24 protein-coding genes and 2 pseudogenes are annotated in these 20,546 nt (G+C 34.4%); 23 read left to right on the top strand and 3 right to left on the bottom strand.

Annotated elements, in window-relative coordinates:
- Positions 1-29 precede the first annotated feature (29 nt).
- The 9 genes and pseudogenes from B7E07_RS17680 (at position 30) to B7E07_RS17630 (ending at position 8,993) form a co-directional block, all read left to right on the top strand.
- Positions 30-524: a GNAT family N-acetyltransferase gene (locus B7E07_RS17680; RefSeq protein WP_080848103.1), complete on the top strand. Its 495-nt coding sequence runs from the start codon at positions 30-32 to the stop codon at positions 522-524.
- Between the two features lie 148 nt (positions 525-672).
- A complete protein-coding gene (locus tag B7E07_RS17675) occupies positions 673-1,536 on the top strand; it encodes a hypothetical protein (protein WP_080848101.1) in 864 nt (287 codons plus the stop codon).
- Between the two features lie 125 nt (positions 1,537-1,661).
- Positions 1,662-2,099 (top strand): hypothetical protein, encoded by a 438-nt coding sequence (locus tag B7E07_RS17670; protein ID WP_080848098.1) that lies wholly within the window; start codon positions 1,662-1,664, stop codon positions 2,097-2,099.
- A gap of 285 nt (positions 2,100-2,384) precedes the next feature.
- Positions 2,385-4,517 carry a DUF4832 domain-containing protein gene (locus B7E07_RS17665; RefSeq protein WP_176215239.1) on the top strand — a complete coding sequence of 711 codons (2,133 nt, stop codon included), beginning with the start codon at positions 2,385-2,387 and terminating at the stop codon, positions 4,515-4,517.
- 859 nt (positions 4,518-5,376) lie between these two features.
- Entirely contained in the window at positions 5,377-5,991 is a 615-nt protein-coding gene (locus tag B7E07_RS17655; RefSeq protein WP_080848092.1) for a hypothetical protein, read from the top strand.
- Between the two features lie 21 nt (positions 5,992-6,012).
- On the top strand, positions 6,013-6,270 hold the full coding sequence (locus B7E07_RS17650; RefSeq protein WP_080848089.1) for a helix-turn-helix domain-containing protein: 258 nt from the start codon (positions 6,013-6,015) through the stop codon (positions 6,268-6,270).
- Between the two features lie 1,192 nt (positions 6,271-7,462).
- On the top strand, positions 7,463-7,837 hold the full coding sequence (locus tag B7E07_RS17640) for a hypothetical protein (protein WP_080848080.1): 375 nt from the start codon (positions 7,463-7,465) through the stop codon (positions 7,835-7,837).
- A gap of 202 nt (positions 7,838-8,039) precedes the next feature.
- Positions 8,040-8,126: pseudogene (locus B7E07_RS24520) on the top strand (VOC family protein); the annotation flags it as partial.
- A 198-nt stretch (positions 8,127-8,324) separates the two neighbouring features.
- A complete protein-coding gene (locus tag B7E07_RS17630; RefSeq protein WP_080848079.1) occupies positions 8,325-8,993 on the top strand; it encodes a DNA alkylation repair protein in 669 nt (222 codons plus the stop codon).
- A 65-nt stretch (positions 8,994-9,058) separates the two neighbouring features.
- Here the strand turns inward: B7E07_RS17630 and B7E07_RS24515 are convergent, their stop codons facing one another.
- Positions 9,059-9,190, bottom strand: coding sequence for a hypothetical protein (locus B7E07_RS24515; protein ID WP_257391491.1), 132 nt, complete (start codon positions 9,188-9,190; stop codon positions 9,059-9,061).
- Between the two features lie 105 nt (positions 9,191-9,295).
- On the opposite strand from B7E07_RS24515, the gene B7E07_RS17625 reads away from it, so the two are divergent.
- Positions 9,296-9,526, top strand: coding sequence for a hypothetical protein (locus B7E07_RS17625; RefSeq protein WP_080848076.1), 231 nt, complete (start codon positions 9,296-9,298; stop codon positions 9,524-9,526).
- Positions 9,527-9,780: 254 nt separating this feature from the next.
- On the opposite strand, the gene B7E07_RS17620 is transcribed toward B7E07_RS17625, so the two are convergent.
- Positions 9,781-11,001 (bottom strand): MFS transporter, encoded by a 1,221-nt coding sequence (locus B7E07_RS17620; protein WP_080848073.1) that lies wholly within the window; start codon positions 10,999-11,001, stop codon positions 9,781-9,783.
- 143 nt (positions 11,002-11,144) lie between these two features.
- Here B7E07_RS17620 and B7E07_RS17615 point away from each other — a divergent pair, with 143 nt between their 5' ends.
- From B7E07_RS17615 to B7E07_RS17560, 13 genes and pseudogenes are all read left to right on the top strand, one after another.
- Positions 11,145-11,915 (top strand): MerR family transcriptional regulator, encoded by a 771-nt coding sequence (locus B7E07_RS17615; protein WP_080848070.1) that lies wholly within the window; start codon positions 11,145-11,147, stop codon positions 11,913-11,915.
- Positions 11,916-12,027: 112 nt separating this feature from the next.
- Positions 12,028-12,573 (top strand): hypothetical protein, encoded by a 546-nt coding sequence (locus tag B7E07_RS17610; RefSeq protein WP_080848067.1) that lies wholly within the window; start codon positions 12,028-12,030, stop codon positions 12,571-12,573.
- 95 nt (positions 12,574-12,668) lie between these two features.
- Positions 12,669-12,947, top strand: coding sequence for a tetratricopeptide repeat protein (locus tag B7E07_RS17605; protein WP_080848064.1), 279 nt, complete (start codon positions 12,669-12,671; stop codon positions 12,945-12,947).
- A gap of 130 nt (positions 12,948-13,077) precedes the next feature.
- A complete protein-coding gene (locus B7E07_RS17600; RefSeq protein ID WP_080848061.1) occupies positions 13,078-13,632 on the top strand; it encodes a short-chain dehydrogenase in 555 nt (184 codons plus the stop codon).
- Positions 13,633-13,800: 168 nt separating this feature from the next.
- Positions 13,801-14,010: a hypothetical protein gene (locus tag B7E07_RS17595; protein ID WP_257391490.1), complete on the top strand. Its 210-nt coding sequence runs from the start codon at positions 13,801-13,803 to the stop codon at positions 14,008-14,010.
- Positions 14,011-14,115: 105 nt separating this feature from the next.
- Positions 14,116-14,589: a GNAT family N-acetyltransferase gene (locus tag B7E07_RS17590; protein WP_080848058.1), complete on the top strand. Its 474-nt coding sequence runs from the start codon at positions 14,116-14,118 to the stop codon at positions 14,587-14,589.
- Between the two features lie 91 nt (positions 14,590-14,680).
- On the top strand, positions 14,681-15,301 hold the full coding sequence (locus B7E07_RS17585) for a nucleotidyltransferase domain-containing protein (protein ID WP_080848055.1): 621 nt from the start codon (positions 14,681-14,683) through the stop codon (positions 15,299-15,301).
- 107 nt (positions 15,302-15,408) lie between these two features.
- Positions 15,409-15,521: pseudogene (locus tag B7E07_RS24510) on the top strand (topology modulation protein); the annotation flags it as partial.
- A 100-nt stretch (positions 15,522-15,621) separates the two neighbouring features.
- Positions 15,622-16,101 (top strand): GNAT family N-acetyltransferase, encoded by a 480-nt coding sequence (locus tag B7E07_RS17580; RefSeq protein WP_080848052.1) that lies wholly within the window; start codon positions 15,622-15,624, stop codon positions 16,099-16,101.
- A 268-nt stretch (positions 16,102-16,369) separates the two neighbouring features.
- Positions 16,370-16,570: a cold-shock protein gene (locus B7E07_RS17575; protein ID WP_080848049.1), complete on the top strand. Its 201-nt coding sequence runs from the start codon at positions 16,370-16,372 to the stop codon at positions 16,568-16,570.
- Between the two features lie 641 nt (positions 16,571-17,211).
- Positions 17,212-17,424, top strand: a complete 213-nt coding sequence (locus B7E07_RS17570) for a helix-turn-helix transcriptional regulator (RefSeq protein ID WP_080848046.1) — start codon at positions 17,212-17,214, stop codon at positions 17,422-17,424.
- Entirely contained in the window at positions 17,414-17,845 is a 432-nt protein-coding gene (locus B7E07_RS17565) for a hypothetical protein (protein ID WP_080848043.1), read from the top strand. Before B7E07_RS17570 ends, B7E07_RS17565 begins: the two co-directional genes overlap by 11 nt.
- 164 nt (positions 17,846-18,009) lie before the next feature.
- Positions 18,010-18,606, top strand: a complete 597-nt coding sequence (locus B7E07_RS17560) for a hypothetical protein (RefSeq protein WP_080848041.1) — start codon at positions 18,010-18,012, stop codon at positions 18,604-18,606.
- Positions 18,607-18,846: 240 nt separating this feature from the next.
- On the opposite strand, the gene B7E07_RS17555 is transcribed toward B7E07_RS17560, so the two are convergent.
- The gene (locus B7E07_RS17555; RefSeq protein WP_080848039.1) at positions 18,847-20,505 is read right to left on the bottom strand and encodes an ABC transporter substrate-binding protein; all 1,659 of its coding nucleotides are present in this window, start codon (positions 20,503-20,505) and stop codon (positions 18,847-18,849) included.
- Positions 20,506-20,546: the final 41 nt, after the last annotated feature.

Genomic DNA, 20,546 nt, shown 5'->3' with positions numbered 1-20,546 from the left:
ATTAGGAAAGAGTCATAGGGGGTTATGTAATGATAATCAGAAGTATACAAGCAAATGATGCAGAAGGTTTCGTTGAATTGAGTAAAAAAATTGATGAGTCTGGCTTTATGCTATATGAGCCTGGAGAACGAAGAACGACTGTTGAACAGCAAAGAATTTCAATAGAAAGAATTTTATCTGAAAAGAAATCAATCATCTTTGTTGCAGAAATAGAAAATAAGCTTGTTGGGTTTATTGCAGCATTAGGTAAAGATTTAATACGAAACCAACATTCTGCTTATCTGGTCTTAGGAATCCTAGAAGATTATCAAGGTCAAGGAATAGCAACTAAATTATTCGATAGGGTATTTGAATGGGCAAAAGAACTTGAAATTTCAAGATTAGAACTTACTGTTATAAAAGACAACACCAAAGCATTCAATTTATATAGAAAAATGGGATTCATTTTGGAAGGTGAGAAAGTACATTCACTAATTATAAACGGGCAACCTGTTAATGAATACTATCTTTACAAGTTGTTATAAGTACAAAATAACGGGTACTAGTGTCCAAGATTAGCTGCCAGTTACAGGCGAGAAAAAACATATACTGTAAACGAGTGTAGGTTTGTTGAAGATAGACACGGTTGATGTTTAGTATATAAGTAAGTATTAATTTAGGGAGACCAGAGATTTGAATGATAAACTAAAACAAATATACGAAGAGGACCAACATGATCTTCGTACAATGCCCCAAAACAGAATAGAACGTGATAGAGCAAGGCGAAATAAAGTTCAAATTATTCTTGACAGTGGTGGTGCTACAGCTGCAATTGATTTTATACATGCAGCTATGATCTTTCAACATGGTGAAGCATTAGAGGATTGGTGGAAGGCATACAAGTTGAGCGTAAGGGCAGTAGATTTAGGTTTTCATCCAAAATGGGTAGCGGCTGTTGCATTGGATAGGTGGTTGTTACATCAAGGTAAACCTCTTAAGTATGGTAATCAAGTAATCCCTTTTGGTGGAGTTTATCGAATCCCTCAATTAGACCCAAATACAACAGATGAAGAAAGACAGGAATGGGATGTCCCTTCAAAGATGGAGTTATTTTCCTTTCGTAATCTTCGTGGATTTATAAGGTATGATATTACCGGTGCACTAGGAAACGAAAATTTAAAAATAAATGTTATAAAGTTAGAAAGACACCCTGTACATTGTCCCTCCCTTGTTGGCGTTCCTTGCAATATAATAAAAGATAATCAAATAATTTATGAAAATTCCTATGGATGGAAATGGATAGAAAATAAAAATGGTTCATTTAATATAGGTTGGTTATTAATTCCTGATGTTCCAGAACTGGCACATGCAGTGGCGGATGAAGGAAAACTTACTATGGAAAAAGTCGTATTGAATGAACAATCCTGTATTTTAGTGAAACATGGTCATAGCAAAACTCTCTATGTTAGAAGTACTGAAGGAATTTGGGCCATAACAGGGGTGAATTATAACAATATAATTGAGAAAGCATTAAGTCTATTAGAAAGTTCTTATTGAAAATTTCTCGTGGAAGGTTATGGAAGAAGAAAATTGTGATCGTTCAATAGTTAACTTTAAAGAAATAGTTATGTAACTTTCGGAGTTAGATGATCGGAAAGTGTCATTGATAGAGGGGTAAAATAATGAAGAATATATATGAATTAGAAAAAAGAATAAAGGATATCGAGAAAGAAATAAAAAAAATTGAAAGGCATGATAGAATAACGTATGAATTGGAGCAAAAGCTAAATAAATCAATCCAACTATTAATTAGAATTGTAGAAATAGACGAAAAAGTAGATAAGAATGATTTAGATTATGTGTTATTAAAGTTAAATGTTGATGCTTTAAAATATCATGAAGTTCCTATATTAATTAGCAGAATTCAAAGTATATATAGTGAAACTGGTGAACATCCAACTTTCATAGAATTTCATCATCATGTAACTGACACACTTGCTCTTACAGAAGAAGATAAACAAGATTTTTCAATTGTAGTAACGGAAAACCTATTAAAAAAGTTTATGGGAATTGAAGATAACCTCTTTCCTGTGTGTGAAAAAATACTATTAACAAAATAATAAGCTGTGTAAAGATTTCGATTAAGAATACATAATAGTAACTAAACATATCGCATAATTATCTTCCAAAATAGCTGCCAATTCAGGTGGCTATTTTTTATGGAACAAATGCGCAGTTTAGTTAAATAAGAAAAGAGATAGTTAATGTATTGATTATTTTTGTATGTAAGAACAGGTGAACTCAAATGGACATTTTGAATATATTCTAATGGATTAAAGATATGGTCCTGTGATCCGATACTTTTATTATAAGGTTTATACTAATAACAACTAATGGAGGTTAAGATGAGACTGAATTCTAAAATTGTGAAATATTACTTGGTTTTTGTTTTACTGATTACTTTAGCAGTAACGACAACAAATCAAAAAATTAAAGCAGGGTCTTCGGAAACAAATACAATAATTGATGACTTTGAAAACTATACCTCAGATGATGAGTTAAGAAGCGCCTATAAACTTTGGTCATCTGAAGGGACAGGTGTTGATTGGTACATAAGCCAAAAGCATGCTAATGATGGGGCGAATTCCATGAGAATCGTTCCGAAGAAGCCTTTAGATGATTGGGCATCTTTAGCTCGCAATTTTCCAGTGCGTGACTGGACAGATTCTGCTGGTATATCATTTTGGATACATAATGAAGCTAATGAGCCGTTAGGATTTAACTTTGATGTTAAATCCGAATCAAAGACATTTGGTCAAGAGGGAACTTTTACGGTGTTCTTGAAAGAAGAAGACAGTGCTTCGTGGGAAGAGCATACTTTTGAAAGTATGCTGACTGTTCCAGACAATTTCACTGGACTTGTTCGAATTGCTTGGGATCAATTTACACAGAAGGCGTGGCAATGTTCACAAAGCTGTGAAGATCTAAATCTAGGATTAGTCAGCGGGTTCGAATTCGGTTATAGTCCACTGGATGATTCCACGAATGAAATTTATATAGATTCTATTAAGCTATGGAATACTTCGCAAGGTGAGACCCCTGAGTGGGCAACTCCTTCGAATGCATTTAATCTGAATTATGCACCAGCACCAATCGATAATCCGTTAAAAGGTTTTTTACCTTTTAGTGAATCTGCATCATGGCGTACAGATTATAATCAAATACCTTACAGTTTGGAGTATTTCTACATTCCTCTGAACGATATTATGACGGATTTTAATAAATATGACTGGAGCAAGCTAGAAGCTCAAATCGATGATATCGCTTCGAGAGGCAATCAGGCTATTTTTAGAGTGTATCTTGATTATCCAAATAAGCCATCAGGAATCCCACAGTTTTTACTTGATAACGGCTTGGAAACAAGAGACTACTCCTACTATAACAATGGGGGCTCAAATGGTACGAGTGTGGCACCCGATTATAATGATGAGAATTTCAAAAACGCTCTGACACAATTTATTGGAGCTCTTGGAGATAAGTACGATGGCGATCCAAGAATTGGTTTCATTCAAGCTGGGTTAATTGGCTTCTGGGGTGAATGGCATACTTATCCACAGGATGGTGAGACTTCAGTTGGAAGCTGGGATGGTGGACTAGCTGAACACGAAGATGGCCATGCAACTGATTGGATGCCAAGCTTGGCCAATCAAGAAGAGATTATTCAAAGTTTTGATGACTCGTTCAATAAAACAAAAATACTGGCACGCTATCCTAGCGAATTTAATCGTGACCTGGGTATCGGCTATCACGATGACTCATTTGCTTTTCAGACTTTGCCTTCTAGTCTTGGAGGAGAGGACTGGCACTTTGTCGGGCAACTGCAAGATAATCAAGTCATGGATAAATGGAAAGAAGAACCAATCGGAGGGGAAATGCGTCCTGAGATTCAAATGGATATGTGGGATAATGATCCACCTCAGTACTTAGGTGTTCCAATCGAAGGGGCACAGGGAGAAGATTATTATAAAAGTGTGGAGCTAACTCACGTTTCCTGGCTGAAAATCCAGAACGTTTTTCAAATGCCACTAGAAGAAAGTGCGCTTGAGCGAGCACGTGAAGGTTCACGTCGTTTAGGCTATGAATATTTTGTACCAGCTGCCTATGTAAACTCGGCTAATGGTCATTTGCAAACAGCGATGGAGATTCAAAATACTGGTGTAGCTCCTTTCTATTATGATTGGAATGTCGAAATCGCAGCAAGAGATGAAAACGGCAAAATAGAAAAATGGACGACAGATTGGGATATATCATATGTCTTGCCAAAAGACAAAGAAACGAAAGAAAATAATGGAGTTTTGTTTGAGTGGTCTAGTGACATTTCACAATTAAGTGAAGGTAGCTATGAGATTCTAGTTAAAGTTGTTAACCCTTTATCGAAAATGAACGCTAGCGCTAAGACATTCCGTTTTGCTAATAAGGAGCAGGAAGAGAATGGGTGGTTGAATATTGGTCAAATTGAGATAAATACTTCTCACTGATATTTTAAAGAAGTATTCCGGAGTAGTAATAAATTTATCCTGAGGAACTTTTCAGTTATTACGATGACTAGGAGCCAGTATCAAAAAGAGGATATAGAATGAAGTATTTTCTTTCGACAGGCTCCTGGATTCTCAGTTAAAAAATCGACTTAAACGGTTACTTATAATTAAAATCAGCTGCCAATTCTGGCAGCCTTTTTAATATAACAAAAGGGGAGAATTAGCTGAATAAGGTTATTTCTTTCACTTGTAGAAGTAACGGAGTAGGTTTATTTAATGAGAACTGGTAAAAAACACAATAACGAATTAGTGATTCGTCCGATGAGGAACAAGACATTGAAAAATTATAGGAGTTACCCTATAAAAAAGAGTCGCCTGAATGGAAAAAATGGGAGGCTCCTTATTTTGAACATAAGGCAATTTCTTATATGCCAGTGGCATTGAGGGTGACTATTAGTAGGTCGCCACGTCACCGCCACTGGCTATTCAACAGACATCGGAGTTGGCTGCGGAGTATAGCAAGAGGAGTGACTACTTGATGGGGAATTTTGCAAATGTATTAAAGATCTTTAGTTTACAAAATAATCTTGGATTTGTTTTTTTAAATATAGTGGTTAATGTATCTTTGCCTTCTTGAGTAATAACGGTCCCTAACTTCTCCACAATCCTTAACGCTGAGATATTACTTTTAGAAATATCAACAACGTCAATAATCTTCACATTCTTTTGCATTAGCTTTTCATTACTAAATTGACAATAAATTGAAAATGTATTATATTTAAATCGTAAGTAGTAAGTAGTAAGTGATAAAGGAATTCAGCCAGTGTAAAACCATTATTAATAATTTGGAGTGATCTGAATGATGGAAAATTTCTTGGTTAGTGAAGAGTTTATTGGTTTGTCTGATAATAAAAAGATAAAAAATTCACTTCTTGGAAGAAGTCGAGTAAGACAGCTTTATATGGTTGGAGGGCTATTTTTTGATCTGCTATTATTAGATGCCATTGAATTTGATAGCAAAGATAAAATAAAGATTAACTCAGACTATGAAAACATTATAGAAGATGAGACATTATTGAAACTTTGCTCAATTATTAAAGAACAAAAATCGAAGACCTTCAAAGGGTGGATTAGCTATTTTAATATTCCTTCTAAGAATAGAGTTTTACTTTACAATTCGTTAATTAAAAATATATCTCAAACGAATAACAGTAAAGATTTTGTAGTTCAAAGGCTCCGAGCTGAGTTACTTGAGCCTGGTAATGTTTCCGATGAAACGGTTGCTCTAGCCTTATTATTGAAAGCGAGCAAACTATTAAAAGAGTACTTTTCTAATTACGAAATTAAAGAAATCAATAACCGAATTGAATTATTTAAGAAGGAAAATGCAAAAAGGTGGTCTAATATCAAACAAATAGGCAAAGAAATAGAATATATGGATGCACTTATTTTATCATCAGCCATTTTGATATAGCCAGATTGGAATGAAGAAAATATGGGACGAAGAAGAAAATATGAAGATATTATTAAGTCCGAATACGTAAGCATTAGCGAACTGGTTCAATTGACGTCTGTTCGCTATAGTACGATTAAATATTATACTGAAGAAGGTCTCCTGCCTTTTAAACAAGAGGAAGAACGACTAACTAGACGTTATCCAAGAGAAGCCGCATCACAGCGATTAACCAACATTGCAGCTTTAAAAGAAAAAGGGCTATCGATTACAGAAATTAAGGATTATTACAAAGAGTAAGAGAACTTTACACTGTCGTAGGATTGTTTTTTGATATAATGTCTCTTGGTTGATAACGTTTATTGGAAAGAAAATAGTTATTGTCCGTAATGAACCTAATTCTAAAAATAGGGCTTTAGAAAAATTACTCTCCATAATAATAAATCTTCACCAAATGGGTTGGGTATTTTAATGCACGTTAGATGTATTTGATCTGCTAAATGCAACTGACAGATTCAAAAAGGTTGTAAAAGATTTGATTTTACAAAGAATGCGTTTCGAATTACTTGAACCTGGACGTTTATCAGAAGAAACGGTCTCCCTCACCTTGTTATTAACTGCGAGTAACTTATTTTAAAATTACTTCAATATTATAGAAAGCGAATAAATAACAATAAGAATTAATGAACTTAAAAAAATTCACCGTAAATTTGGTATAACATTCAGCATATTCATAAAGAGATAGTATTTATGAATGTAATCCTTTTAACTGAAGTGGCTTTACTGCTAATTTAAGTTAACTTAATGCGAATCACACCATTTAAAATAATACTTTAAAGGGGCGTTATTGTTGGAAATCACTGAAAAGTTAATTACCGTCATTACTATACTCGTATTTGCATTTTCTATACTCTTATTTATTGTAAGCATACTAAAGCATGGAATAGGAAGCTCATTCGCATTACAAACGGCATCGGCCCGTTGGGGTGTAGGACTGATGGTAGTCTATTTCATCATTTTATTAATTTTTTTCATAGTATAATGTAGGTATTGCAAGACTCATTGCTGCAAATTTCTAGCAGGGTTGTGGCTCAGCTTCTATTTAAAAACAGAGCCTCGACCTTCTCTTATTTTTTTTATTGAGTTTATTTCTTACAACATTTATATAACTATAGTGTTGGGTACTGCTTCACATCCTCAATCATTTTATCGCGGCGACAATGACTTCCTCTGTCATTGGTATAACTGATATCTCTTAGCTTCAATGGTATACATATTTCATGACCATCCTCTTATCTTATAAGGTTATTGTACAACAAAAGGGATGGGGATATATGCCAACCCCTTTATCATATGAATAATACTTCAAATCAAAATTTCATTTATTTGTCAGATGGAAAGAAATATAGGAATAGAATATTTGTGGATTAGATAAAACTAAAACAAGAAGAAATAAGGTGAGTTTATTTTAGAAAAACTCAGGAAAATGAATATGAAAACTGCTGTATTTATGGGGATTATTTTTTACTCTTTGACGATCTTAATCCATTTTCTTATTATAAGCAAAAGTATTCCATTCACATGGGTTAATGGTGGAAGGTCTGAATCCTTTGCTGAACAGATTCCAATATCTGTTGTAAATGTTATTATATCTATTATTGGACTGGTTTTTACGATGTTTGTTGGTAGATGTAAACTACAAAAATACAAAAGAGCAATAACCGTTATATGTTGGTTTTTTGTTGTACTTTGGTCTTTTGGATTTATACAACAATTGTTTGGAACCCCTTTTGAAAAAGTGGTTTGTTCGATCGTGCTGCTTCTTGGAGTTATGTCGAACTTGCGTATGGCGATTGAAAAAAAATAACTGTAACTATTTAATTTACAAGTTTGTAAACAAATACACTTAAACTATCGCATGCTATCTTTAAGAAGATACCTCCTCTAAGACTATGTTAGATCTTTTGCTAAAGTGCATCTTAATCTATAAAAAAAACCTATGATTAAACATATATAGCAAAAACCTGGAGGCAATTTATGAAGCCTAAATTAAATCAAATTGGTACAATGTCGAATTAACAACAGAAATTGAACATAATCATTGGTTTAATTTTGAAGCCCCTGATGGGAACCATTTAATGGTGTGCAGGTGTTAAACATATTTAAAGTAAGAGCTGGTCAACAAGCGTTGGTCAGCTTTTTTATATCTGTATATATGTTCTAATATTTTTAAAGTTGAATTGAATAGGAAAAAGCAGGGATTCTAATAAACAGAATGGAAGTTAAATGAGTGTATCATCTATAAACTAGAATATAAATTTTCGAAAAATGCATTAGCAAAGGAGTAACCTAAAATGAATGAAAATAAGGATACAGAAATAAAAACCTCTTCCAAAGCAGAAAACATTCTAGCTCAGATCAATAGTAAAACGAAGCTAGGCGAATTACGAAAAATCGCAAAGGACATTAAAAAAGATCATGAACTAGCTATGGAGCTTTGGTCAGCTGAAGCGTATTTGCCCAGACTATTAGCTATTTTAATTATGGACAAAAAACTTCTTTCACTAGATGTGCTAAATAGGCTTGATCAGGATATGCAGATCCATACTTTTGATGAGCGAAATAACTTAATGGATTGGTTAATGGCTAATCAGCTCACCAAAGACAAGAAGACAATTGCTTTGATGGAATCGTGGGAAAATAGTCCTTCTGCGCTTCAAAGGCGAGCTTTCTGGTATTATCAAGCACGATTAAGATGGACTGGGCAAACACCGCCTGATAATACTGAATACTTGCTATCTGCATTAGAAGCTAATATTACTCAGGAAGAACCGGAAGTTCAATGGGCTATGAATTTCACCGCAGGCTGGATAGGCGTTTATGATGAAAAGCAACGTGCACGCTGCATTAAACTTGGTGAGAAAACGGGTCTATATAAAGATGAAAAAGTAGCAAAAGGATGTACCCCAAGCTATTTGCCTGAGTTCATTGCCATTGAAGCGAACAAACGGCAAAATAATTAGTTGAGCTTAAGGTTAAGGCGAAAAAAAGAACATCACAACCTCAATAAAATTGTATAGGCTAAAGGTCAATTAAAAAATTCTTTTAATAAAGCAGAATGATCTACAATAAAATGGAAAGTAAAAGGGTGTGTGAAAAGCAATATGATGCTGGTCATAACAGTAGGAATCATTGTAATGACAATTACTTGTTTATCCATTGAAGGGAAGCTAAGAAAAGCGAATGAACAAAATAAAGAAATTATAAATTTATTAAAAAAACAAATAGATAAATAGTTGCTGGAATATAGGGAGGGATCATCATAATGGAAGAGAAACAAAAAAGCGGCAAAGGGATACTCCTGACAATTGGGTGGTTAACGGTGGCCTTATTAACATTAAATTTAATGCCGCCCTTGCTCTTATTTATCCCGATAGCCATCGGGGTTGTATTGAAGCGAGATTACCAGGGAGGTTCAGCTCTAATTATATGTGGAAGTATAAGCGGGATTGTTGGCTGGCTTTTAGGGATGTTTGTCATTCATAACTTCTTGTAGGGAAAATAGTGATTTAACAGAAAGAGGCTGAGACATAAGTATTTAACACAACCATAGAACCGAATGATTAGGTGATTTTTTCTAATCATCCGGTTTTTTGTTTGTTTTTAAAAATTATCTTCCTAAACGTGAGTGAAATGGAATGGGCTAGTGTAAACACGCAAACCATGACAATGAATATTCGTATTTTAGAAGTAGGATTTTAGTATTGTCCCAGCCTCTTCTTTCTTGCTATACTCCTGTAAGTTACTAGTTTAATAAGCAGACTTATATTGTCTAAACGTCTTCCCTTTCCATAAAAGGATGAGAGCGATCAGAAGCCCAACAGTAGAAAAGGATAAAATAACTTGCTGAATATCGATTCCTTTGGAGACAAGCAAGGTTACACTTGCATAAGCAAGCGGATCAAAGCCATTCATTGCCAAAAAGACAATGCTCATGACTCTTCCCATGATCCGGGGATCTGTATCCTCCTGTGCTGAAGTAAAGAATGGAATCGAAACAAATGTCATAGTGAAGCCAATTAAGAATGCTAATGCTGTCAAAACATATAAATTGGGAATCTGACTAAATGCGATGGCTATGATTAATGTGGCAACTAATCCAGCCATTGAGGTTAACCCTCTATGTCGTATTTTTACTATACCAATGATGACTGTACTTACTAGCATCCCTATCGCTAAAGCAGTCTCAATATAACTTAGATTAATCGGTGATCCACCATACGTTTCTACTAAAATTGGAATGGCAATCGATATCGCTCCGAAAGCAAAGAAATTTAAGGTAATTAAGACCAGGATTCCCGTAATCAAAAACTTATTCTCTTTAACATAGGAAAATCCCTCGATCATATCTTTTAGCGGTGTTTGTTTGAGTGTATTGTCTACTGGACCTTCTTTTAAGAAAGGGGGAAACATAAAGAAGGCTGACAAAAGAACAACAATAGCGGACACTAAGTACCCAATTGTTACGCCGCCGAACTCCATGATACTTCCAGATATAATTGGCCCAACTACAAAACCGGCCTGACCCAGACCCTGAATAATCGCATTTGCCTGTTTGATCTGGCTTTGATGCACCAGCTTTGGAATTAATGATGTACCAGCTGGTCCAGAAAAAGCATCTAATGTTCCAAACAGGAATCCCAGAATGACTAGATACATAAAGGTTAAATGACCAGCATGGTTCAGTAAGAATAGGATAACAAGCAGAAGCCCTTGAATGGAGCTCGTACTAAACATAATCGTCGTCTTCTTGAAATTATCTGCGAGTACTCCGCCAAATGCCATTATCAATATGCGTGGCACAGTAGTGGCAATGAGTATAATGCCCAACGAGCTGGCAGAACCTAAATCCGAAATGACAAACCAAGTCGTTGTCATAAAAAACATGCTAAAACCGATGATCGCCAAAAATGCTCCAATAAATAGAAATATAAAAGGGCGATTACGGAATAATGATTTCTGCTGTTCCATTTATCATCTTCCTCTCAAATTGAATATGTACCCAATCTTAGATGGTGACGTTATGTCGCAGGCAAGAGTTTTTCATTAAGAAATTTGCGCTTTGCATGTGACGTAACGTAACAGGTTAAAATGAAGCTAGGGGAGGGAACTACATGGAAATGACTATCGGCCCATTTGCAAAAATGGCAGGAACAACAGTTAGAACTTTACGGTACTACGATAAAATTGGTTTGCTATGCCCGAAAAACTACAATGATAATGGAAATAAAATATATACAGCAGCCGAGTGGGAGAAATTTCAGCAAATTAATATATATAAACATCTTGGATTGTCTTTAAGTGAAATTAAAGAACAAATGAACAATGAGAGGTCGAAGAATCGGGAGCTGCTGCTGATGCAAAAGGAATTAATTTTAAAAAAACAGGAGGAATTGAGTGATATTCTAGTCGTGATCACTAGAATGGAACGTCTTTACAATAGTAAAGATATTTCTGATGAAGATCTAGATGAGTTCGCTTTTATCATGCTCGATTTATTTAGGCGGGAAAAAGCACAAATTCAATCATTTGAAAAACATTTTAACGAAGACGAGCATCTCATTCAGCAATTGAATTTAATGAAAGATCCTGAAATCAAAAAAAAGATGGATAGGGAAATCTGGAATTTGCTGCAGGCCATAAAAGGCTCCATCCAGTTTAATGATTCTGAAAGCAGAAAAAAAGTACAAGAGATTCTAACTGAAATGGATGCTTTATTTCCAGGCACTGCAACTTTCTTAAATATGACCGATGACGATACATTTCTCGCCGAGCATATCCACGAATTTAATAATTATTTTCCTGAAGATATTGCTAATTATATTTATAAAGAAATGAAGGATTATTATGAGGAAAAGAAAAATAAGAAAGATGAGAATCACTGAATTGTAAATTGCATTTAGGAATTATCAACAAGAACGGCTGCTATTACAAAGAAGAATAAACCGTATCTGAATGGGGAAAATATCCATAAATATGAAACCGAGGATGATCCGGATGAATAGAAAAGCTTCTCATATATTGCTGGCACTTAGTTTCCTATTAATTGGAAGCACTACCGAGAAAGCACATGCAAATGAGATTGATGATGCTCCATCTGACGAAAAGTTCTTTGCCGATATTGGATATAAAACCCCTGTTGAAGCAATTAAGGAGTTTGAACAGCATTTTAAACAAGAATTAAAATTGCCGCTTAAAATACCACCGATTGCCTTTACTCATTATCTAGGGAGATTTAGTGATTTAGAAGGCGACTTAAACGATTCTTTAGATTTAACGTTTATCAACGCCAAATCACCAGAAAATCATTACTCACTGGATGTACGCCACGTGAATAACAAAATCATATTAAGAGATAAAGGCAATCAGAAAACCTATACCTTGAAGGATGGTCAAAAGGCTGTCTATGTACTTGAAACAAACTCTAATATCCTTATTTTTGAAAAAGGGAATTGGCAATACATGCTTGGAATTGATAACAGGATAGCTGATTTAATTACACCTGAAATGTTAGTAGACATTGCTAATTCTATTGAGTACTAACGAGAAGCTGCTGTGGAGGCAGCTTCTTCTTTTTAATTATAGATTTGGTTTGTGTGTGAATGGATTGGGCGGGAATCTGTCCCTATAACTCCTGAATGAATATATGGTACAATTTGGATAAAGGGGAATCTTACAAGGACAAAGGTAAGGGGGAGAAATCTGAGAAGACATTTCAAAAAGGTATAGATTTATTCCCAAATAACAAAGCAATTCAAGTATTTTATGCGATGACTTTATACAACGTGAAACAGCATGAAAAGTCAATGGAGTTATTACTGAAAGTCTTGATCCATACAACAAATGACGAAGAAATACTAGGTTATAAAAAAGCCATAGCATTTTATGCGGACAAATTGGATGAGGTATGGGAATAGGCTGTGAATGATGCAATTTAAGGAGCGGAAGATCTGTTTCAATTTGCTGTTATTTTGGTTAAAACAGCATTAATGGTACCTATCAATCTTTTTAACTAAGAAAGCTGTCCTGAAAAAGGAGGAAATACAAGTGAAGCACGCATTAGTTGTTGGTGGGACTGGTATGTTATCAGGAGTTTCACTCTGGTTAATTGATAACGGGTATCATGTGTCGATCATTGCCAGAGACGCTGAAAAAATGAAGCAACTTCAAGAAAAGGCGAGTTCGAGCTGCCAAGTAACCCCGCTATTAGTTGATTATAGGAATAATGATAAATTAATAGAAAAACTAAAAGTAACAATCAAGCAAAATGGAGAGATAAATATAGTCGTGGCATGGATCCATTCAATTGCAGAAAATGCTCTTCAAAGTATTGTTAGTGAGATTTCAAAAGGAAGAAATCATTGGGAGTTATTTCATATACTAGGCAGTCGTTCGAATCTAAAAGAAATAGAAAAGAAGCTTGCTGCACCTCCTTCCAGTTTTGCATATTTTCAAGTTCAATTAGGTTTTAAAAATGCAGGTTCTCAGTCAAGATGGTTAACTCATAGGGAAATTTCTGAAGGTGTAATTGAAAATATTATGAAGAAAGAGAAAGTGCTGGTTATTGGACAGGTTGAACCTTGGGAAGATCGCCCGGAATGAAAATTTAAGGAGCTTTTCTAGAAGATTATTGTTTTTGAACAAGGTTTCTGTTTTACAAGAAACTAGTTGATTGGAGCATCCTGGAACGAAATTCAACTACTGCTCATGTAAGCTCAAAGCCGCAAAGGTTACGAAAACAGTCTAACATAAAAAGGAGAATACTTTTATATGATGGAATTAAAAGAATTTATCACTTTTCTTAATAAGTTAGAGCAAAATAATATTTATTATAAGCTAAGTAAAGTTAGAAGTGAGGCAATTATGGTTGAGGCAGCTATTCCTGGTCAACGTTGGGAAATTGAATTCTTGAAAGATGGAAAGGTTGAAATTGAAAAATTTTTGAGCGATAAAGATATATATGATGAGAAAGAATTTTAAACTCTTTTAAAGGAATTTAGCGACTAATTTTCATTGTGCAAACGTAACAAGAGGATTAGGTAATGAGCGTATTTTTACATAATCAATTATGATAGGAAGATTATAATGAACATTGTACTAAAGAAAATGTCAGAAGAAGAATTTACTGTTTATTTTGAAAATAAGGTTAAAAGATACAGCCATGTCCTATCAGAGAATGTACATGAGGTAAGCAGCGAAGATCCAATCTATAAGGCACGTAAACTGTTAAATAATATACTTCCTAAAGGAGTGCAAACCTCTAATCATTACTTATTTAATATATTTGAAAGTGACCAGTTAATTGGATTTGTATGGATAAAAGTTGAAAAAGAAAAGAAAAGTGCATTTCTTTATGAAATTATTATTTTTGAAGAATATAGAGGAAAAGGTTTTGGAACTAAGGTAATGAAAAATATAGAGGATTGGTTAGAACAAGAAGAAATTTCATACTTTAAGCTGCATGTTTTCGGAAGCAATGATGGTGCTAGGAAGTTATATGAGGAACTGGGGTTTAAAGTAGCGGGATTAAATATGATGAAAACGATAAATAACATTTAGGTGTATTGAGGGATATTAGTTCAACAAGGACTTCCATTAATATCAAACTAATTGGTACCACAGCTAAGTTCTTAATAATGGGGATGAAATCATGAGGGAAACGTTATTATTCGATAGAGTGACAAAGTATCTAATACAAAAATACAATTGCCACACAGTAATATTACATGGCTCATATAGTACGGGTGATTTTACTGAAGAAAGTGACTTGGATATTGTGTGTTTCTCAGATCATACAGAGGATAAGAATGATGTAGAAATTTTTGAAGGTATACAGTTGGATGCTTGGATATACGATACAGATAAAATGGCGAACCCTGAACAATTTTTGCACATTAACAGTGGGAATATATTGTTAAATAAAAAGGGGTTCGCCAAGAAGTTCCTGTTAGAAATTGATGATATATTCAAGAATGGTCCGAATCAACCATCAAATGAAGAAAAAGTGTTTTTGAAAGCATGGCTGAGAAAAATGTACCTACGTTCAAATAAGAATGACATTGAAGGCAATTATCGGTTTCATTGGATGCTTAAAGATAGCTTAGAAATCTACTTTGCACTTAATGGTTTATGGTATTTAGGTCCAAAAAAATCATTGATTTGGCTTCGGGAGAATGATGAGGCGGCTTATAACCTTTTTAATAATGCTTTATCGAGAAATGCTAAAGAGAATAACATAGAAGCCTTACTTGATTACTTGAATAGAATGTAGAGGTGGCTTAACTACAGGATATTTAATAGAAGACTGCTGCCAATTAGGCAGCTTCTTCAATTTCACAATAGGAGCATGAATAAGGGGGAGCATAAGAATAGAGAAAGATTTTACTATTCGGCTCAGGCGGACTGGGGAGTCTACATTAGCAAGGCAATTAGGTAAAGAGCTTAAAATAAATGTCTATCATCTTGATGCTTTATTTTGGAAGCCAAATTGGATAGTGCAGGTGATAGAACAATCTGTGTCTACTGTACTTTTAATAGAATACTTTAAATGAAAATTTCAATTCTCAAAGTAATGTAAGGAGATGAATTTATTTGTTTGAAACAGAAAGATGTTTGATTAGAATCCTGCAAAAATACGATTATGTTGATGTGAAAAAAATATTTGTTAATAAGGAAGTAAGAAAATATCTTGGTGGCATACGCCAGGACGATGCTATTGAGGCTGGATTAGACGAAATGCTTAATCCAAGTGATAATTCTTTTTATTGGGTTGTCAGAGAAAAACAAACAGATGAATTTATTGGTTTGGTTTCTCTTGACCCTCACCATGATGGCGATTACCTAGAAATTTCATATCAGTTATTACCAAATTGGTGGGGAGCAGGTTATGCAACAGAAGTGGTTCGAGAGATAATTCATTTTGCTTTGAATGAATTAAACCTTTCAAAAGTTGTTGCAGAAACACAAACTGCTAATACTTCATCTTGTAGGCTCTTAGAGAAATTAGGTATGAAATTAGAAAGAACGATTAGCAGATTTGGAGCGGAGCAAGCCATTTATTCTATTGAATAATCCTTAGTAAACCCAACGTTCACTTTTTAAACTAATAGGCTGTGTTACTTGAATAACAATAATATATCCTAAAACTAAGTGCGGATTTCGAGTTGTAATCATGTTTGAAATTATAGTTTCTTGCAAGTGTTATCATAAAGTGTTACACTTAGGTAGAGTTATTTTTGTTCGGTGTAAAGGATAGTAAGATTAGCTTTTCGTCTTGATGATCACTGAGTGCAAGGATAGTAACACATTGTGTGCAAAGCACACAGCAGGAGGAAGTAAAATGGAACAAGGTAAAGTAAAATGGTTTAACGCAGAAAAAGGATTCGGATTCATCGAGCGTGAAGGCGGAGAAGATGTATTCGTTCATTTCTCAGCTATCCAAGGCGAAGGTTTCAAATCTTTAGACGAAGGTCAAACAGTTACTTTTGACGTTGAGCAAGGTCAACGTGGACCTCAAGCAGCAAACGTGCAAAAAGCTTAATAATAAGCACAAAAAAACGGACTCTTTATAGAGTCTGTTTTTTTTTTGTGAAACAAAGGAGCCCCACTCACAATGAGTAGGGCACATGTAAACAAGTAAATCAAATGGTAATCAAAGTGTATCACACTTTCAAGCAAAAATGCTCCTAATTATTAAAACAGGTGGCGACTAATATAAAAGTGCCAATTATTATGAAGCGTTCTGCCAAACACAACAATATACGAGTATGTTTTTAGGTGCAATATTGAGAAAGCAGATCGAGATAAATACATAACATCGTTACACTAGAGGCATCTACAAAGAATGGCAGTTCAGCCAATTGACTTATCCTGCAAACATGGGCTTACTAATAATAAATGCACTTACAAGAAACCCATTTTCTTCAAAATTAAAGGATTCCTCTAGGTATATAAATTTCCTCATCCCCTATTTTGTACTTGTTTTAAATATAGATTGTTTATGTTAAAGATCAGCTCTGCTATTTCGCAGCTGATCTTTTTTTCTTAAATGAATGGACATATATATTATCTGTATACTTTTAATATAAATTTTATTTAAAAAAGGAAAGTAAACTTTACGTCCAATGATCATAAAAGTATACTTAAGGAAAGTGTACTTTCCTTTTGTGAAGGAGATAAGATATGAAAAATCGGCTAGAAGAAATAAGAAAGCAACGAGGAATTAAACAGGAAGAACTTGCAGCAGCTTTAGAAGTGACTAGACAAACAATAGGCTCCTTAGAAAATGGAAGATATAATCCATCAATCATCTTAGCATTCAAAATAGCACGTTTCTTTGGAATGAGGATTGAAGATATTTTTATTTATGAGGAGGAAGAGACTAATGAAAAATGAATTGAAATTAAGTTTGTTTATAACATGCGTTGGTTTGTTTCTAATCGTAACAAGTATTATTTTGGGGATTGTTGGAGCAGAAGTTTTAAATATCCCATTTATTAGAATGGATTTAGTCCCAATTGCAATTGGTTTCTGGGGAAGCATATTTTTTATTGTTGGAGTAATTGGTTTTACTGCAGAAAAGAATGTAACCAAAGAACAAAGTGTTTATGAAAAGGATGAACGACTCAAAGTCATTAAAAAAAATGCTAAATCTAAAGCATTTAATTTTTTGATTGTATTCTTTTCAGCATGTCTATTAACATTGGCATTGCTGGGTTATATGAATAAGGTTTCTTTTTTTACACTTTCAGGTCTTTTTATTATGACCCTGGTATATTACGTCTATCAACTATGGACAATTAATAAGGTTATGTAGATAAGTTTTATTTAATTTTGATTTTAAAACTACCTTTAACATAAATATATTTTTTATTATGTTTGGAAAGCATTCTTGACTTAAATTAAAAGGCAACATTATGGGTACTAAACACCAGTTAGTTTAAGAACATTCTTTTATCGCAAATGAAGGGGGACCTGTAAATGAAAAGTAAGATTCATATATATGAAACAGAATCCCAATATTTTAACCCCAAAAAACACATTAGTTCACGTATTAAAGAGATGGAGAAAAAATCTGTTCTAGGGGCTCAGCTTGCAAAAAGGTGGACAGAAATTTTAAATCAATCACTTAATAGTGAAACTTACCCTGTCATTCATCCGATTGGCCAGGAGACATTCTCCTTATATGCTGAGTATCCAACGGGAATATTTGAATACGCTTTAGACATTGATGGTGCTGCTTCACTTATAAAAGGAAATGATATTAAGCCAGTACAGCTTAATCCGTCGGACATCATAGATGCCGTTGATCAAGGTAACATAAATAAAGATCCAAAACGGATAAAACCTAATCATAAAAACCCTGTAATGGTACTTCAAAGTCGATATTTAACTCATAACAAACCTTATTGTATCAATGGAAACCATCGTATATTCGAAGCATATCATAATAATGATAAACAAATAGAAGTATATGTTTTTGAAGATTTGGAGTTTGTTCCTTTCTTTTATGACGCTTTAAGTAAGGCAATATATTATTTAGAAATTGATTACTGTCATGTAGTTAATGAGAAATGATGGTAGGAGTCAGTCGTGAGTATATTTCTAATTGTTTGGTGCTTTCATCATTACATTGGATAACTTTGGATCACTATAAACTTGTTCTTTAGGATAATAGGATAAAAAATTAGAACTTCCAGCTTAGCGGAAGTTTCTAATTTTTTATCCAAAACCATATTAAACTTTAACTAATCATTTTAAGTAAAGCTTATGTTTGTTTGAATGAATTGGGTCATGGAACCTGTCCCCAAAACCCAGCTAAAAACCCCTCTCCAAATAATACATATTCCGATAATCAATTCGCCCATTTTTATCGAATTGGACATGCTTATAGGGTGTGTCTTCCCGCAGATAAACAATGTGTTTTCGGTGCGTTAAGAACTTTACGGTATGATTTTCTTGAATATATCTCTCGATGTCTTTGAAAATCTCAAAATTTCCATTCCTCTGTACAACATGCTCGAGCTGTTCTTTTACATACTGAGCTTGTGTGTCTTTTAGAAAATGACTAATGATTTTCGGTTCTCCTAAGTATACGCTAGTCAGTGCTAGATAAATATTATGTGCGAGCGCAACTCCCCCAATAAAAAGATCAATTTCAGTATGGAGGTTGTTTTGTTTCTCCTTGAAATCTATACATTTTAAGATAGAGTCGATTCCAGCTTGCTTGAGCTGCTGCTGTAGAATCTTCGCTTTCTCTTCATGATTCACGCCTTGGCGGATTTGTTGATACCCTATTACTAATGGTTGATTAAAATTAGGTGTATGAGAAGGCTTTGGCAAATGCAATATTTCTTCGTCACCTATAATCCAGCTATGAGCAACATTCTCTCTTAATGGATAGATAATATACTGAGAAGGTTCAATCAAATGCCAAATAAACTTACGTTTAGCGTTATCCTGCAATTCACCACAATGGCCATTCAAACAAATATAATCTGCGCCAAGCTCCTGATTAATAATTTTTCTGCTTGGAATGGTTGCTTCAAAAGGTTCGTAGCGGATTGAATCCAGCAGAAATTGATTATTATAGACAATTTCTACCCGATCAATCCAAGGACGCTGTTTAAAGTATTGAGGGAAGGCTTCCAATTTTAATATTTTTTCACTTTGCTCCATTAACGAAAAAGCTCCGCAGCCGATGTTTTTAGACCCATCAGCTGGGGTGATCGCAAACCGAATACTTGCTAGAATATGAGGCAGCATAGCACATGGATTGTGTAAGGTAATAGATAACTCATACCGATTCAATAAATGTATCTCTTTAATCTTAAAGGAATGTGAAAAGAGGTGTTCAGCCGCTTTCAGTGATGAAGCAACATCTGTAGCGGTAACCTCTTGAAGATGATGAAATTGTATCCCCTTCCTCAAAACGAAATGCCACTGTACAAAACCTTCATTTTTCACATAAAACAATAAATTTTTCCTGGCATTTCCTGTGTCATCAATATAAAACAAGGTCTCATGTATCTGCTCTAACACATGATGATCATGACGTGATAATGCTTTCAAAGGATCTAAACACAGCTCTACAAAATACATAGATTGCCGAAACACATGCTGGTTTTCTTCAGTTTGAAGGCCAAATTGAATATTTAGCCATTGTTGAATTCGGGGATGTGTCAATAATTCCGTTTCTTGAACGACCTGAAAGGTTTCTTCATATTTCGCTTTATGCCAAAGTGTCTGCATAAGATCTAGTAATACGTCTATTTGATTTCTAAGCAGTGTAAGAATAGGTTTCTTTCCTCGGCCTCTTAAGGTTTCCCATTCTATCACTTGCTGCTGATGCAACAGATGTATTTGTGTTTTTGCATGACGAGTTGAACAGTGCCAGATCGATGATAAAAAGGCGATGGACGTTTCTGTTGGAACATTCGATTCAAAGTGTTTATATAATTCTAGTTCATAATGCATGGTCTCCTCCTAAAAGGTGAAGTAAATAATCTAACTATTCA

This window comes from Cytobacillus gottheilii, from assembly GCF_900166665.1.
Taxonomy (GTDB): Bacteria; Bacillota; Bacilli; order Bacillales; family Cytobacillaceae; genus Cytobacillus; species Cytobacillus gottheilii_A.
The sequence above is the reverse complement of the archived record's forward strand: the minus strand, read 5'-3'. Positions and strand labels throughout refer to the sequence as shown.